Here is a 15456-nt window from a genome sequence, read left to right as displayed (position 1 = left end):
AGAACAGCGCGCGGACCCCTTCCGCGCAAGGTTATTCGATGCTGTTACTCTTGCTGCAATTTGCGTAACATTTCGCGCGTCACCAGCACAATCCCCTCTTCGGAACGGTAGAATCGGCGGGCGTCTTCTTCCGCGTTCTCACCAATTATTGTTCCTTCGGGAATCACACAGGCTCTGTCAATAACGCAGCGCCGCAAACGACAAGAGCGTCCCACCCAAACCTCCGGCAGCAATACTGCGGAGTCGATATTACAAAACGAGTTAACGCGCACGCGCGAGAACAATACCGATTGCACGACGACCGATCCCGATATCACGCAACCGCCTGAAACCAGCGAATTTAGCGTCATACCATGGCTACCCGATCTGTCCTGAACAAATTTCGCCGGTGGCAGAGATTCATTATAGGTACGGATAGGCCAGTTTTGATCATACATATCAAGTTCTGGTACGACCGACGCCAGGTCAAGGTTCGCTTTCCAGTACGCTTCAAGCGTACCGACATCGCGCCAGTACGGCTCTGATTCCGGGTCTGACTGTACGCAGGATAAAGGGAAAGGATGTGCATAAGCCATGCCAGCCTTCGTGATGCGCGGAATGATGTCCTTGCCGAAGTCATGGCTGGAATTTTCATCCTTATCGTCTTCTTCCAGCAGTTCGTAGAGGTATTCCGCGTCAAAAACGTAAATACCCATGCTGGCAAGCGCCTTGGTGCTGTCGCCGGGCATGCTGGGCGGGTTGGCCGGTTTTTCAACAAAGTCGATCACTTTGTCATTTTCATCAACCGCCATAACCCCAAAAGCGGTTGCTTCCTGAACGGGCACCGGCAGGCAGGCCACGGTGCAACGCGCACCCTTTTCGACATGGTCGATAAGCATGCGGGAGTAGTCCTGCTTATAGATATGATCGCCTGCCAGAATGACGATGTACTCCGCGCCATAGCGCTGAATAATGTCGAGGTTCTGGGTCACCGCATCCGCCGTGCCGCGGTACCAGCTTTCCCCATGCACGCGCTGCTGGGCCGGGAGCAGGTCGACAAACTCGTTCATCTCTTCATTGAAGAAGGACCAGCCGCGCTGGATATGCTGCACCAGCGTGTGGGACTGGTACTGCGTGATAACGCCAATGCGACGAATGCCGGAGTTAATACAGTTGGATAAGGCGAAATCGATGATGCGAAATTTACCACCGAAGTGTACCGCAGGCTTGGCGCGTTTTTTGGTTAAATCTTTCAGGCGAGTCCCGCGACCTCCCGCCAGGATCAGGGCTACAGATTTTAATGGCAGCTGGCGCGCTAACATTAACGGATCGTTTTTTTCTAATCTCACCATGACGAACTCCTTTTTTATGACCTTGCAAATACGCACACTCCGTGCGCGGGCCCATGCCAGACAGCCATGACTACCGGATTGTCCTCACCGGCGAACGGAGGAACAGCACGCCATTCCCCTTCGGGTAATACCATTTCGGCCAACTCGTGCGTTGCGTTAATCGCAAGCAGAATGCGGCCCGAAAGCAGGATTTGCAGGCGGTGAACGCCGTGTTGCCACTCTTCGGGGCTTAACGGTCGCGCATCCTTGTTGAACCACTGCACATTGCCATCGCCTTCATCCCACCAGCTATCCGCGACAAGCGCCGGGATATGCTGACGCAGGCGAATAAGCGCAGCCGTAAACGTCACAAGCCCGCTGTTCGCCTGTTTCCAGTCGAGCCAGGTTAACGCGTTGTCCTGGCAGTAGGCGTTGTTATTTCCATGCTGGCTATGGCCCAGTTCATCACCTGCCAGCAGCATTGGCGTTCCCTGAGAGAGCAGCAGCGTTGTCATCAGGGCATGGACGCTTGCTCGCCTTCTCTCCGTTACGTCAAAACTGCCGCCCAGTCCTTCTATACCATGATTAAAACTGTGGTTGCTGTTAGTACCGTCGCGATTTTCCTCGCCGTTGGCTTCGTTATGCTTAGAGTTAAAACTCACGCAATCCCTTAGCGTAAAACCGTCATGCGCCGTCACAAGGTTGACGGACGCGTGGGGCAAGCGCCCGTCACGACGAAACAGATCGCTGGAGGCGGCGAACCGCCCGGCGAACTCGCCGGTTGAGAGCGACGCTTCCAGCCAGAAGCGGCGTGTCGCGTCGCGGAAATGGTCATTCCACTCGGCAAAAAGCGGCGGAAAATTCCCCACCTGATAGCCGCCTTCGCCGATATCCCACGGCTCAGCGATAAGTTTCACCTGCGAGAGTAGCGGGCACTGTTCAATAGCCTTAAATAGCGGCGCCTGCTGGCTAAACGCTGGCGTCCGCCCTAATACCGTCGCCAGATCAAAACGAAAGCCGTCGATATGGAACGTCTCGACCCAATACTTCATGCAGCTATACGCCCAGGCCATGCCGCCCTGCCTGCTTAAATTCAGGGTATTGCCGCAGCCGGTCCAGTTTTCGTAATCACCGTCGTCCCTGATCCAATAATAGCTACGGTTATCAATTCCGCGCTGTGAGAGCGTAGGACCGTGCAGGTCAATTTCCGCGGTGTGATTCAGCACAATATCGAGGATCACCTCAATCCCGTTCTGGTGCAGCGCTTTCACCGCCTCGCGCAGCTCGTTCATGGCGGTCTGTGGCGAGGTGGCATAGCGGGGATCGGGCGCGAACAGCGCCAGCGGGTTATAGCCCCAGTAATTGCTAAGCCCCAGCCGCTGCAGGCGCGGCTCGCTGATAAAATGGGCAACGGGCAGCAGCTCCAGCGCGGTAATGCCCAACGTTTTGAAGTGGTTGAGCATCACCGGATGGGCGAGGGCTTTATAGGTGCCGCGAATATCGGCAGGGATATCAGGATGCAGAAAGGTCAGCCCCTTAACGTGGGCTTCGTAGATAACCGTTTTCCCCCACGGCGTTCGTGGCGGCGTATCGTTTTCCCAGTTAAAGGAGGCATCGACGACCACGCTTTTCGGCGCGACGGGGGCGCTGTCACGAGGGTCAGGCATATCATAACCGCCGTGCAGCAGCGGCTCGTCTTTTACCTCGCCGTCTACGCGCCGGGCGCAGGGGTCGAGCAGCAGTTTCGCCGGGTTAAAGCGGTGGCCGTTTGCAGGCTCCCACGGTCCATGTACCCGATAGCCGTAACGCAGCCCCGGCGCCGCTCCCGGAAGAAAGCCGTGCCAGACATCGCCGCTACGGGCAGGCAGATCGTAGCGCTGTTCATTGCCCTCTTCATCGAAAAGGCACAGCTCAACCCGCTCGGCGTGCGCTGAAAACAACGTGAAATTCACGCCGTCTTGTTCAACATGCGCGCCCAGCGGCTCCGGTTTGCCTATGGCTAGCGCCCTCATTCCGCCTCCCGAACCAGCCAGACGGTAGCCAGCGGCGGGATAGTGACAGAGAGCGACTGCGGCCTGCCGTGAGAAGGTATATCGTCACTGTGTACCACACCGCCGTTGCCGGTATTGCTGCCGTGATAGTGCATGGAGTCGGTATTCAACTCTTCGCGCCAGCGCCCCGGCTGGTTAATACCGAAACGATAGTCGTGGCGCGGCACCGGCGTGAAGTTGCTGATGACAATGATTTCATTGCCCGCTTTGTCACGGCGTACAAAGATGAAGACAGAGCGTTCATTGTCGTCCACCACCAGCCATTCAAAACCGTAAGGATCAAAATCCAGCTCGTGCAGCGCCTTATGATGGCGATAGAGGCCGTTCATATCACGTACCAGCCGCTGTACGCCGTGGTGCCAGTTATCGCCCCCTTCCAGCAGGTGCCAGTCAAGGCTGCTGTCGTGGTTCCATTCACGTCCCTGGGCAAATTCATTGCCCATAAAGAGCAGTTTTTTACCGGGGAAGGCCCACATCCAGCCGTAATAGGCGCGCAGGTTGGCGAATTTCTGCCATGCATCTCCCGGCATGCGATCGAGGATCGATTTTTTGCCGTGGACGACTTCGTCATGGGAGAGCGGCAGCACGAAGTTTTCCGTGTAGTTGTAAAGCAAACCGAAGGTCAGCTTATCGTGATGATACTGGCGATAGACCGGATCAAGCTTCATATAATCCAGCGTGTCGTGCATCCAGCCCAGGTTCCACTTGTACCAGAAGCCAAGGCCGCCCTGTGACGGCGGACGCGAGACGCCGGGGAAGTCGGTGGACTCTTCCGCCATGCTTACCGCACCGGGCACCTGCTCGCCAAGAATCCGGTTGGTGTTACGCAGGAACTCAATCGCTTCCAGATTTTCACGACCGCCAAACTCGTTAGGGATCCACTCCCCCTCTTTGCGGCTGTAATCGCGATAGATCATTGAGGCCACCGCATCTACACGCAGGGCGTCAATGCCAAAACGCTCAACCCAGTAGAGCGCGTTACCCACCAGATAGTTGCTCACTTCGCGGCGGCCATAGTTGTAGATCAGGGTGTTCCAGTCCTGATGGTAGCCTTCGCGCGGGTCGCTGTGCTCATAGAGATCGGTGCCGTCAAATTCCGCCAGGCTAAAGTCGTCGGCAGGAAAGTGGCCCGGCACCCAGTCGAGAATGACGCTCAGGCCAGCCGCGTGGGCAGCCTTAATAAAATAGATAAAGTCATCGCGCGTACCGAAGCGGCGGGTTGGCGCATAAATGCCGGTTGGCTGATAGCCCCAGCTGCCGTCAAACGGATGTTCGTTGATCGGCAGCAGTTCAAGATGGGTAAAGCCCATCCATTTGGCATAAGGGACCAGCTGATCCGCCAGTTCGCGATAGCTAAGCCAGAAGTTGTTATCGGTATGGCGACGCCACGAACCGAGATGCACTTCGTAAATGGAGATGGGCGCGTCAAAGGCGTTGGCCTGCTTGCGCGCCTCCGTCTGCTCAACTTTTTCCGGCAGGCCGCAAATCAGCGAGGCGGTGTCCGGGCGCATTTGCGCTTCAAAGGCATAGGGATCGGCTTTAACACGCAGGTTACCGTGCGCGTCAATTAATTCATATTTGTAGAGCTGGCCGTTGTGGGCGCCGGGAATGAAGAGTTCCCAGATGCCGCTCTCCTTGCGCAGGCGCATAGGGTGACGACGACCATCCCAGTAGTTAAATTCCCCGACGACGGAGACGCGGCGGGCGTTAGGCGCCCAGACGGAAAAACGGGTGCCGGTCACGCCATCCATCGTATCGGCATGCGCGCCTAAAGTTTCATACGGGCGCAGGTGGGTCCCTTCTGAAAGAAGCCAGGCATCCATATCCTGTATTAAGGGACCAAAGCGGTACGGGTCGTCGATCAGATTTTGCTGACCGTGCCAGATGACCGCCAGTTGATAACGGAAGAAGTTTTTACGACGCGGCAGGACGCCGCTAAAGAAGCCACGCGAATCGATGCATTCCAGTTTACCGACTTTCCGCCCGGTCTTGGGTTCGATAACCCACACTTCTGTTGCATCGGGCAGGAGGGCGCGGACTTCAAGCCCGGCGTCGGTCTGGTGCATGCCGAGTACGGAAAAGGGGTCCGCAAAGTGGCCTGCAATTAGCGCGTTAATCACGTCTCTGTCTACACGAACGGACATGGTTTCATCCTTTTTATGTATGCCGCATTGTTCCGGGTGATTTTATTCACCCGGCAGCGACACTTTTTTTGACCTGAACGGCGCAGCACATAATGTGCATCCTCTCTGCGCCGTCCCACTCTCAGGCAGGGCGCGTATTCGCCCTACCTAAAGCATAGCCAACCCTTTCTCTATCTCCCGATAAATATCACGGTAAATTTCTTATTTTTTAATACACAAAAAAAGGGGGCGTATCGCCCCCTTTAGTCACATTTTGCTTACGCCAGCTGACGCAATATGCGGCGTAGCGGCTCCGCAGCACCCCATAGAAGCTGGTCGCCAACGGTAAAGGCGGAGAGGTACTCCGGCCCCATGTTCAGCTTGCGCAGGCGACCTACCGGCGTCGATAACGTTCCGGTGACGGCTGCCGGGGTCAGCTCGCGCATGGTGATATCGCGATCGTTCGGCACCACTTTCGCCCACGGGTTGTGGGCGGCCAGCAGTTCTTCCACAGTCGGAATAGAAACATCTTTTTTCAATTTGATGGTAAAGGCCTGGCTGTGGCAGCGCAGCGCGCCGACGCGAACACACAGCCCGTCAACCGGGATGGTGGTCGTGGTGCCAAGAATTTTGTTGGTCTCCGCCTGGCCTTTCCACTCTTCGCGGCTCTGGCCGTTATCAAGCTGCTTGTCGATCCACGGGATCAGGCTGCCCGCCAGCGGCACGCCAAAGTTGTCCACCGGCAGAGAGCCGCTGCGGGTGAGAGTAGTGACTTTACGCTCAATATCCAGGATAGCGGAAGACGGCGTCGCCAGCTCATCGGCTACGTGGCCATACAGCTGCCCCATCTGGTTTAACAGCTCACGCATATGACGCGCGCCGCCGCCGGAGGCCGCCTGGTAAGTGGCCACGGAGACCCACTCCACCAGATCGCTTGCGAACAGGCCGCCCAGCGACATCAGCATCAGGCTGACGGTACAGTTGCCGCCGACAAAGGTTTTGATGCCGTTGTTCAGGCCGTCGGTGATAACCCCCTGGTTCACCGGGTCGAGAATGATGATGGCGTCGTCTTTCATACGCAGCGAAGAGGCGGCGTCAATCCAGTAGCCCTGCCAGCCGCTTTCACGAAGCTTTGGATAGATTTCGTTGGTATAATCGCCGCCCTGGCAGGTGACAATGATGTCGAGGGCCTTCAGTGCTTCCAGGTTAAATGCGTCCTGCAATGTGCCGGTAGACTTGCCGCCGAACGCGGGAGCCGCCTGGCCGAACTGGGAAGTTGAAAAGAAGACAGGGCGAATGGCGTCGAAGTCACGCTCTTCTGTCATGCGTTGCATGAGGACGGAGCCGACCATTCCGCGCCAGCCGATAAAACCAACATTTTTCATAGCGTATTTCCTGCGAGGTGTGTGCTGTGTGTGCGAGCCAGTTTCCAACTGGCGCGAATATCCACATTACAAAATGCACGCAAAGTCGCAAGTGAAATTAATCAATGATGGGCAAGCCATCAGAAATACCGCTAATTAGCGGAAAACGGGTAATTGATAATGAACGAAATTATTTCTGCGGCAGTGTTGTTGATCCTGATTATGGACCCTCTCGGGAACCTGCCGATTTTTATGTCGGTGTTGAAACACACGGAACCTAAACGCCGCCGTAAAATTATGATCCGCGAGCTGCTGATCGCGCTGGCGCTGATGCTGGTGTTTCTTTTCGCCGGGGAGAAAATCCTCGCGTTTCTTAATTTGCGCGCCGAAACCGTCTCTATTTCGGGCGGCATCATTCTTTTCCTGATCGCCATTAAGATGATTTTTCCCAGCGCCTCCGGCAGCAGCACCGGGCTACCTGCCGGTGAAGAGCCGTTTATCGTGCCGCTGGCCATCCCGCTGGTCGCCGGGCCGACGCTGCTCGCCACGCTGATGCTGCTCTCGCACCAGTACCCCAACCAGATGGGGCACCTGGTGATCGCCCTGCTAATCGCCTGGGGCGGCACGGTGGCGGTATTGCTGCAATCATCGCTGTTTTTACGTCTGCTGGGCGAGAAAGGGGTGAACGCGCTGGAGCGCCTGATGGGGTTAATTCTGGTGATGCTCGCCACCCAGATGTTCCTGGACGGCATCCGGGCGTGGATGAAAGGCTAGGTAAACGCAAAAAGACAGCGCAAGCTGTCTTTTTTAGTGTTTGCTCCCTCTCCCTGTGGGAGAGGGCCGGGGTGAGGGCACCAGACCGCACTCCTCCCCGCAGAAAACAATCAACTCAGCAGCGTAAAGGCAATCATCCCGACAATCGCGCCGGTGGTGCCAAGGATGGTTTCCATCAGCGTCCAGGTTTTCAGCGTTTGCCCTTCCGTCGCGCCGGTGAATTTACCGTACAGCCAGAAGCCCGCGTCATTCACATGGCTGACCACAATTGAGCCGCCCGCGATACAGATCGACAGCGCCGCCATCTGCGCGCCGGAATAGTGCAGCTGCTCGATTACCGGCATCACCAGCCCTACCGCCGTCAGGCACGCTACGGTAGCGGAACCCTGGATAATACGCACCGCCGCCGCCAGCACAAAACAGGTCAGGGCAATCGGCAGCCCCATGCCCGTCAACGCTTCGCCCAGCGCCGGGCCGACGCCGGAATCCACCAGCACCTGCTTGAAAACGCCGCCCGCGCCAATCACCAGCAGGATAATGCCCGCCGGCTGCAGCGCGTGACCACAGATTTCCATCACCCGATCTTTCGCCATCCCCTGACGCATCGCCAGGCCATAAATCGCCACCAGACAGGCTACAAGGATTGCGGTAAACGGATGGCCGATAAACTCCAGCCAGTCGTACAGCGTGCTGCCTTCGGTAACGAAACGCGCGGCGATGGTTTTCAGGCCAACCAGCACCAGCGGCAGCAGAATGAGGGAAAGACTAAACGCAAAAGAAGGCATTTTACCTTCGCCCAGGTGCGGCTCGGTAATGTCGTCGGGAATATGCAGCTCAACGTAACGGCCAATAAAGTTGCCGAACAGCGGCCCCGCGATCAGCATTCCCGGAATAGCGGCGCACAGGCCGATTAAGATCATCCAGCCGAAATCTGCATGCATCTGGGAGGCAAGCAGCATCGGCGCGGGCCCCGGCAACAGAAACGCCGCGGCGGCAGCCACCCCGGCAAACAGCGGGATAACCAGCTGCACCAGGTTTTTACCGGTATGGCGCGCCATAGAGAACGCCACGCTAATCAGTAGAACAATCGCCACTTCAAAGAACAGCGGCAGCGCGCAAATCAGCCCTGCAAGGCCAATGGCATAGTGGGCGCGGCTATGACCGAACGATTTAAGCATCTTCACGGCAATCTGATCGACCGCCCCGGTCTCATGCAGGATTTTGCCGAACATCGCGCCCAGCGCCACCACAATCGCCAGGAAGCCGAGCGTACCGCCCATCCCCTTTTCCATGGTTGCCGCGATTTTTACCAGCGGCATCCCGGAAAAGAGCCCTGCACCAATAGAAACCACCATCAAAGCAACAAAAGCGTGCATCCGCGCCTTCATTACTAAAAACAGCAGTAGCAAAACGGAGCCTACCGCTGTCAAAACTAACGTTAATGTACTCACAACACTGCCTTTATTTGTTAATCACTTCAATTGTGCTGGCGACGACACCGTCCAGAGGCTGGTTAATATCGACAATCAGCACGTCGCGCTCATCCGCGCCCGGCTCTTCCAGCGCTTCGAACTGCGTAACCAGCATCTGCGTTTTGAAGAAGTGACCTTTACGCGCTTTCAGGCGGCTTTCGATGACCTCAAAGTCCCCTTTCAGATAGATAAAGGAAAGGTTTGGGTTACCGTCGCGCAGCAGATCGCGGTAGCGCTTTTTCAGGGCGGAGCAGACGATCAGCGACACTTTGTTGGTGCGCTGCATGGCAAAAGCCGCGTCGTTCAGCGCCTGCAGCCAGGGTTTGCGATCTTCGTCGTTCAGCGGCTCGCCCGAGGCCATTTTCATGATGTTGCTGCGCGGATGAAGAAAATCGCCATCAAGGAACGCGGCGTGGAGTTGATGCGCCACTTCGCTGGCAACGGCGGATTTACCGCTGCCGGATACGCCCATCAGGACATAGACGTGGTGGTCATGATTAATCGTGCTCAAAGCGTAGCTCCCACAGATAAACAGAAATTGTTACGGGTAACAGTTATCGGTAACATTGTCGTGCTGGGGTCATGGAGAAGCAATCACCATTCGCGGAAGAAGTGAATAAGTGTGAGCTACTTCAAATTTGTCAGCTTAAATGGATCCACCCGGTGACAATGTGAAACCTAAATCTAACAATTTTGGCGTAACTGTCTCACCACGAATGCGCGCCAGCAGGCGCTCGGCGCCCAGTCGGCCCATGCGCTCGCGAGGCGTCAGGACGCTTGCCAGACGCGGTTCCATAACCTGACCAATGTCGTGACCATGAAACCCGGCGATAGCCATGTCGTCCGGCACTTTCAGCCCCAGACGCTGGCATTCAAAGGCCGCGCCGACCGCCAGGTCATCATTGGTGCAAAAAATACCGTCCAGCTGCGAATATTCGCGCCGCGCCTGGCGCATCAGTTCGATGCCCGATGTATAGGACGACGACTGCTCAACCATCACGCTGTACGGCGTAAGCCCCGCGTCATGCATCGCCTGCTCGTACCCCTTCTGTTTGATGATAGTACGTTCGTCAAGACGCGCCCCGAGATAGGCCACCCGGCGATGACCGCGTTCGATAATGGCGGCGGTCATCTGCCGTGCCGCTTCGAAGTTGTCAAAACCTACGGCGATATCGATACAGGGGGATTTGCTGTCCATCAGTTCGACAACAGGAATGCCCGCCACCTCAATCATTTTGAGTGTGCGCGGCGTGTGGGTACGTTCAGTAAGGACCAGGCCATCAATGTTCCAGGAGAGCATCGATTCAAGCCGCTCCTCTTCCATTTCAGGCTTATAGCCATAGTGCGCCAGCATGGTCTGATAGCCGTGCGCATCGGTCACGCTTTCAATACCGCGCAGCACTTCGGCGAAAACCTGGTTGGTAAGGGAGGGAAGCAGGACGCCAACCGCCCGGCTGGTGGCGTTGGAAAGGATATCAGGCGCGCGATTAGGAATATAACCCAGTTCATCAAGCGCAGCCGCTATTTTGGCCCGAAGCGCAACGGATACCTGGTCCGGATTACGCAAAAAACGGCTGACCGTCATTTTGGTCACCCCAACGCGGTCGGCTACATCCTGAAGTACGGGTCTTTTCTTTTTCATCGTCCTGAATAGTAAACTGAGAAAGCGTGCCTCAGTTTAACACGGACAGCACGCAACCTTCCGGTGTTAACCAGAAGGTTGCGTCATTTATTTAAGCCGGATCAAACTGGCGGCAGGTCAAACAGCAGAATTTCACTGTCGCTGTCGGCGTGGATAGACAGCGCCTGCTCATCCTGAATGGCCAGGCCATCACTGGTTGTCGCTTTCGTGCCGTTGATGCTCACGTCGCCTTTAACCACCTGAATCCAGATTTTACGGCCTGCCGCCACCTGATAAGCAGCCTGCTCATCTTTCGGCAGCGCCCAGCGGTAAAGCTCCATATCCTGATGCACTTTCAGCGAACCGTCGCGGGCATCCGGCGAAAGCACCAGCTGACGCCCCTGGGCGGCGTCGAAACGGCGCTGTTCGTAGCGCGGCGCGATGCCGTTTTCCTGCGGGATGATCCAGATTTGGTACAGACGCAGCGGTTCGGTGGCGCTCGGGTTGTATTCGGAGTGACGAACCCCGGTGCCGGCGCTCATAATCTGGAACTCACCCGCCGGTACCTGCTCTTTGTTCCCCATGCTGTCCTGATGCTCCACCGCGCCCTGCAGCACGTAGGTCAGGATCTCCATATCTTTATGGGGATGGGAACCAAACCCCTGCCCCGCGTCGATCACGTCGTCGTTAATCACCCGCAGCGCAGAGAAGCCCATAAAGTTCGGGTCATAATAGTTGGCGAACGAAAAAGTATGCCAGGAGTCCAGCCAGCCATGATTTGCGTGGCCACGGTCGTTTGCTTTGCGTAAGTAGATCATCTGTTTCACCCTCGTATTCGTTTGCGATGGACTCAGTGTGGACGCGATCGCTGTTCGATGATAGAGGGTGAAAATTGACTCCTCTGTTCAAAAAAATTGATCACCAGAAAAAGCGCATTCTCCCTTACTTAGCAAGGGTTACTGTGGCAGGTGAGGCCTGCTCGAACGCCCGTTCCAGAATCTCAAGATTGGTCAGAACATCAGATTCCTTGACGTAATTGGCCGTACCGGAGGTCAGGGTCGAATAGAGCGCGTCGTAGACCAGCCCGTAGTCGCCGGTTTCCGGGGTAATTGTCTCCCGCACTGTCTCCCCCGCCGCATTCACATACTCCAGCTGGCCGGTGCTTTCATCCGCCGCAAAACCTGCATCCCCAGGCATGATATTGGCTTTAAGGCTGGTCTCCTGCTGATCAATGCCGTATTTGATAAACGACCCTTTTGTGCCGTGCACAATGAATTTTGGGTAGTCGATTTTGACCAGGTGGCTGGTTTTGACAATGGCTTTCAGGTCGCCGTAAAAGAGCTGCGCCTCAAAAGTGTCGTCCGGGTTCGCTTTATTGCGCAGGCTGCGCAAATCGTAGGAGACATGGTCCGGGCGGCCAAACAGGGAGATAATCTGGTCCAGCGTATGCACGCCAAGCCCGTAAAACATGCCGTCCTGCGGCAGGCCGGGTTTGGTTTCCGCCACCGGCCGGTAGTAGTCGAAATGGCTTTCAATTTCGACAATGTCACCCAGCTTACCGCTTTCAATCACCTTTTTAGTGGTAAGAAAGCAAGAGTCGAAGCGGCGATTCTGATAAGGCGTAACGGTAAGCCCTTTGCTTTTCGCCAGCTCAAAGAGCGTGATGGCTTCCGCCATGGTGGGGGTGAAAGGTTTCTCAACCAGCACATTTTTACCCGCCTCCAGCGCCCGCTTCGCGTAGTCAAAATGGCTGTCGGCATGGGTGCACACCACCACCAGCTTCACCTGCGGGTCGTTGAGCACCTCATCCAGATCGCTAGTGAAGTGGATATGCTGATATTGCGGATACTGCTCTTCCGGTTTCGGATGGCGGCGAAAGATATGTGCGACGTGCCAGCTCTCTTTGCGATGTAGCACGTAAGGCAGGTGGTAGCGGGTCGTGCTTTTGCCAAATCCAATAAATGCGCAGTGTAAAGTCATGGTTTCGTCCTTTTTTAAGGTTCCCGGAACTTACCATAGCGCATGTTTTCCCCCTGCCCCAATTCCCTGCGGCTTAGGGCGTGGAAAGAGGATAAAAAAAGCCAGCACCCGGCTGGCTAAATAATACTGGAAGCAATGTGAGCAATGTCGTGCTTTCAGGATTACCGCAGGGGTTTCCCTGAACGCAAGGCAATAATAATCATTATCATTCGCACTTGTCTACACCTTTTTGCGAAAAAGTCATTGACCCTCTCCTGAAACTCCCGGAAGTTGTTACAGAACAACAACAATGAGGAGAAAAAGATGAGTCGTATCGTGATACGCCATGCAGAAGCCCGCGACGCCGAGCCATTACGCCAGATTACCGCCCATGCGGAGGTCTATCACGACACGCTACAGATCCCTCATCCTTCAATGGAGATGTGGCAGGAGAGGCTAATGCCCCGTCCGGGCCGCCGCCATCTGGTCGCCTGTATTGACGATACGGTGGCGGGCCATCTGGTAATGGATGTCGAACCGAACCCGCGTCGCAGCCATGTCGCGACGTTTGGTCTGAGCGTCGGCGCCCAGTTTCGCGCGCGGGGCGTTGGCAGCGCCCTGATGCAGGAGATGGTCAACCTGTGCGACAACTGGCTGCGTATTGAGCGCATCGAGCTAACGGTCTTTGTGGATAATGCCGCAGGCCTGGCGCTGTATCGCAAATTCGGTTTTGGCATTGAAGGCACCGGCAAAAAATTCGCCCTGCGTAACGGCGAATATGTGGATGCCTTTTTTATGGCGCGGATAAAATAATAATTCTTCTCCCTCTCCCGAAAGAGAGGGAGAAAAACCACACCTGATACTTTCTGCAACAAAGGACTCCCGCTTCCATTGTCCCTTTGGGAAGAAATTAGTGTAAGAGGGAAGCCTTAATACCCCGCCGTTAAATCATCTACGGTACGCGGGTCAGACGCGCCATACAGCATGCCGTCCTGGCCAATCATAATGCTCTGGGTGCTGCCCATCGCCTCTTTGACGGCGACTTTCTGCCCCTTCTGCTCCAGCAGTTTGAGCGTATCCGGGCTGAACCCTTTTTCCACACGCAGCTCATCCGGCAGCCACTGATGGTGGAAGCGCGGCGCGTTGGTCGCCTCGGCAACGTTCATCTTAAAATCGATGCTGTTTACTACCATTTGCAGCACAGTAGTGATAATCCGGCTACCGCCAGGGCTGCCGGTCACCAGCCAGGTTTTGCCGTCTTTCACTACGATGGTTGGCGACATGGAAGAGAGCGGGCGCTTGCCCGGCCCGACGGCGTTAGCATCGCCGCCCACCAGCCCGTAAACGTTCGGCACGCCCGGTTTGGCAGAAAAGTCGTCCATCTCGTTATTCAGCAGGATCCCGGTATTGCCCGCCACAATGCCGGTGCCGAAAGTGGTGTTGAGGGTATAAGTGACCGCGACGGCGTTGCCCTCTTTATCCACCACCGAAAAGTGCGTGGTCTGGTTACTTTCATAAGGCTCCAGCTTGCCGGGGCGAATCTGGCTCGACGGTCTGGCTTTATTGACGTCGATTTGCTGAGCGATGGATTTGGCGTACTCCTTGTTGGTCAGCGCCTGCCACGGCACCTTCACGAAATCGGGGTCGCCAAGATATTCAGAGCGGTCGGCGTAGGCGTACTTTTCCGCTTCCGCCATCACCTGCAGCGCGTCGGCGCTGCCAAAGCCGTATTTCGCCAGATCGAAATTCTCAAGGATATTCAGGATCTGCACGATATGAATTCCGCCGGATGAGGGCGGCGGCATAGAGAAGACCTGATAGCCCCGGTAGTCGCCGCTGATGGGCGTGCGCTCAACGGCTTTATAGGCAGCCAGATCCTCTTTGGTCATCAGGCCGCCGTTTTTACTCATCTCCTGCGCGATTTGGTCGGCAATCGCCCCCTTATAAAAAGCGTCGGGCCCCTTTTCGGCGATCGTCTCCAGGCTTTTTGCCAGGTTGGCCTGCACCAGTTTTTCACCCTTCTTCAACGGCTCGCCATCTTTCCAGAAAATAGCCCTGCTGTTGTCGTGATTCGGCAGCACCTCGCTCCCATAGGTTTTAAGGTCATCCGCCAGCGCATCATTGACCACAAACCCCTGCTTCGCCAGCTTAATGGCAGGCTGTATCACCTTACTCAGCGGCAGGGTGCCATATTTTTCCAGCGCCAGTGAAAAGCCCGCCACCGTGCCCGGGGTGCCGGTGGCTAAGTGCGACGTCAGCGATTTCTTGCTGTCTGCGTTACCCTGATCGTCCAGGAACATATCGCGCGTGGCCGCTGCAGGGGCCATTTCGCGGAAGTCGATAGCGGTGGTATTGCCCTCTTTGGTGCGGATCAGCATAAACCCGCCGCCGCCCAGGTTACCGGCCTGTGGATGGGTGACCGCCAGCGCGTAGCCCACCGCCACGGCGGCGTCCACGGCGTTGCCGCCCTGTTTGAGGATATCGACCCCGACGCGGGTCGCGGCTTCATCCACTGAGGCAACCATGCCCTGCTTTGCGCGTACCGGATGAAAAACATCCGCCTCCACGCCATAGGACACCGGAGCAGCCGCCGGGGCGGTTGCGGGTGCTGATACGGGCGCTGGCGCATCGACAGGCGGTGGTGCCGCCGTAACGCTAAAACAGCCACCCGCCATCAGAGCGGCAATCGCCACCCAACGCGCAAACTTCTGTTTCTTCATCATCGTTCTCCACAGACAGGACCGAGTACCCGCTTAAGTCTGGTTCAGAACGCTTAAAAGAT

The 15456-nt window shown here is 56.2% G+C and carries 12 protein-coding genes; 2 read left to right on the top strand and 10 right to left on the bottom strand.

What is annotated here, in order from left to right; genetic code table 11:
* Positions 1–44: 44 nt before the first annotated feature.
* From glgC to asd, 4 genes are all read right to left on the bottom strand, one after another.
* Complete coding sequence (gene glgC, locus ENTHG_RS19345; RefSeq protein ID WP_044183620.1) at positions 45–1331, bottom strand: glucose-1-phosphate adenylyltransferase; 1287 nt, start codon at positions 1329–1331, stop codon at positions 45–47.
* A gap of 14 nt (positions 1332–1345) precedes the next feature.
* A complete protein-coding gene (glgX, locus tag ENTHG_RS19340; RefSeq protein ID WP_044183617.1) occupies positions 1346–3322 on the bottom strand; it encodes a glycogen debranching protein GlgX in 1977 nt (658 codons plus the stop codon).
* Positions 3319–5505 carry a 1,4-alpha-glucan branching enzyme gene (gene glgB / locus ENTHG_RS19335; protein ID WP_044183614.1) on the bottom strand — a complete coding sequence of 729 codons (2187 nt, stop codon included), beginning with the start codon at positions 5503–5505 and terminating at the stop codon, positions 3319–3321. The genes glgX and glgB overlap by 4 nt, the downstream gene beginning before the upstream one ends.
* A gap of 257 nt (positions 5506–5762) precedes the next feature.
* A complete protein-coding gene (gene asd, locus ENTHG_RS19330; RefSeq protein ID WP_044183612.1) occupies positions 5763–6869 on the bottom strand; it encodes an aspartate-semialdehyde dehydrogenase in 1107 nt (368 codons plus the stop codon).
* Between the two features lie 159 nt (positions 6870–7028).
* Between asd and ENTHG_RS19325 the strand changes: the two genes are divergently transcribed.
* Entirely contained in the window at positions 7029–7622 is a 594-nt protein-coding gene (locus ENTHG_RS19325; protein WP_044183609.1) for a YhgN family NAAT transporter, read from the top strand.
* A gap of 110 nt (positions 7623–7732) precedes the next feature.
* Here the strand turns inward: ENTHG_RS19325 and gntU are convergent, their stop codons facing one another.
* The 5 genes from gntU to ENTHG_RS19300 form a co-directional block, all read right to left on the bottom strand.
* Positions 7733–9073, bottom strand: a complete 1341-nt coding sequence (gene gntU / locus ENTHG_RS19320) for a gluconate transporter (RefSeq protein WP_044183606.1) — start codon at positions 9071–9073, stop codon at positions 7733–7735.
* A gap of 10 nt (positions 9074–9083) precedes the next feature.
* A complete protein-coding gene (gntK, locus tag ENTHG_RS19315; protein WP_044183603.1) occupies positions 9084–9605 on the bottom strand; it encodes a gluconokinase in 522 nt (173 codons plus the stop codon).
* A 135-nt stretch (positions 9606–9740) separates the two neighbouring features.
* Positions 9741–10736: a gluconate operon transcriptional repressor GntR gene (gene gntR / locus ENTHG_RS19310; protein WP_044183600.1), complete on the bottom strand. Its 996-nt coding sequence runs from the start codon at positions 10734–10736 to the stop codon at positions 9741–9743.
* A gap of 101 nt (positions 10737–10837) precedes the next feature.
* Complete coding sequence (locus tag ENTHG_RS19305; RefSeq protein WP_044183598.1) at positions 10838–11533, bottom strand: pirin family protein; 696 nt, start codon at positions 11531–11533, stop codon at positions 10838–10840.
* Positions 11534–11657: 124 nt separating this feature from the next.
* Positions 11658–12695 carry an oxidoreductase gene (locus ENTHG_RS19300; protein WP_044183596.1) on the bottom strand — a complete coding sequence of 346 codons (1038 nt, stop codon included), beginning with the start codon at positions 12693–12695 and terminating at the stop codon, positions 11658–11660.
* 303 nt (positions 12696–12998) lie between these two features.
* Here ENTHG_RS19300 and yhhY point away from each other — a divergent pair, with 303 nt between their 5' ends.
* Positions 12999–13487: an N-acetyltransferase gene (gene yhhY, locus ENTHG_RS19295; protein ID WP_044183593.1), complete on the top strand. Its 489-nt coding sequence runs from the start codon at positions 12999–13001 to the stop codon at positions 13485–13487.
* 116 nt (positions 13488–13603) lie between these two features.
* On the opposite strand, the gene ggt is transcribed toward yhhY, so the two are convergent.
* Positions 13604–15394: a gamma-glutamyltransferase gene (gene ggt / locus ENTHG_RS19290; protein ID WP_044183590.1), complete on the bottom strand. Its 1791-nt coding sequence runs from the start codon at positions 15392–15394 to the stop codon at positions 13604–13606.
* Positions 15395–15456 lie beyond the last annotated feature (62 nt).

The organism is Phytobacter massiliensis JC163 (genome assembly GCF_000321045.1).
Classification (GTDB): domain Bacteria; phylum Pseudomonadota; class Gammaproteobacteria; order Enterobacterales; family Enterobacteriaceae; genus Phytobacter_A; species Phytobacter_A massiliensis.
Note: the sequence above shows the minus strand (reverse complement) of the source record. Positions and strands in the feature narration are given on the sequence as shown.

Coding starts and splice junctions, on each gene's coding strand:
- glgC (WP_044183620.1), bottom strand. CDS start 1,331: ATGGTGAGATTAGAAAAAAACGATCCGTTAATGTTAGCGCGCCAGCTG.
- glgX (WP_044183617.1), bottom strand. CDS start 3,322: ATGAGGGCGCTAGCCATAGGCAAACCGGAGCCGCTGGGCGCGCATGTT.
- glgB (WP_044183614.1), bottom strand. CDS start 5,505: ATGTCCGTTCGTGTAGACAGAGACGTGATTAACGCGCTAATTGCAGGC.
- asd (WP_044183612.1), bottom strand. CDS start 6,869: ATGAAAAATGTTGGTTTTATCGGCTGGCGCGGAATGGTCGGCTCCGTC.
- ENTHG_RS19325 (WP_044183609.1), top strand. CDS start 7,029: ATGAACGAAATTATTTCTGCGGCAGTGTTGTTGATCCTGATTATGGAC.
- gntR (WP_044183600.1), bottom strand. CDS start 10,736: ATGAAAAAGAAAAGACCCGTACTTCAGGATGTAGCCGACCGCGTTGGG.
- ENTHG_RS19305 (WP_044183598.1), bottom strand. CDS start 11,533: ATGATCTACTTACGCAAAGCAAACGACCGTGGCCACGCAAATCATGGC.
- ENTHG_RS19300 (WP_044183596.1), bottom strand. CDS start 12,695: ATGACTTTACACTGCGCATTTATTGGATTTGGCAAAAGCACGACCCGC.
- yhhY (WP_044183593.1), top strand. CDS start 12,999: ATGAGTCGTATCGTGATACGCCATGCAGAAGCCCGCGACGCCGAGCCA.
- ggt (WP_044183590.1), bottom strand. CDS start 15,394: ATGAAGAAACAGAAGTTTGCGCGTTGGGTGGCGATTGCCGCTCTGATG.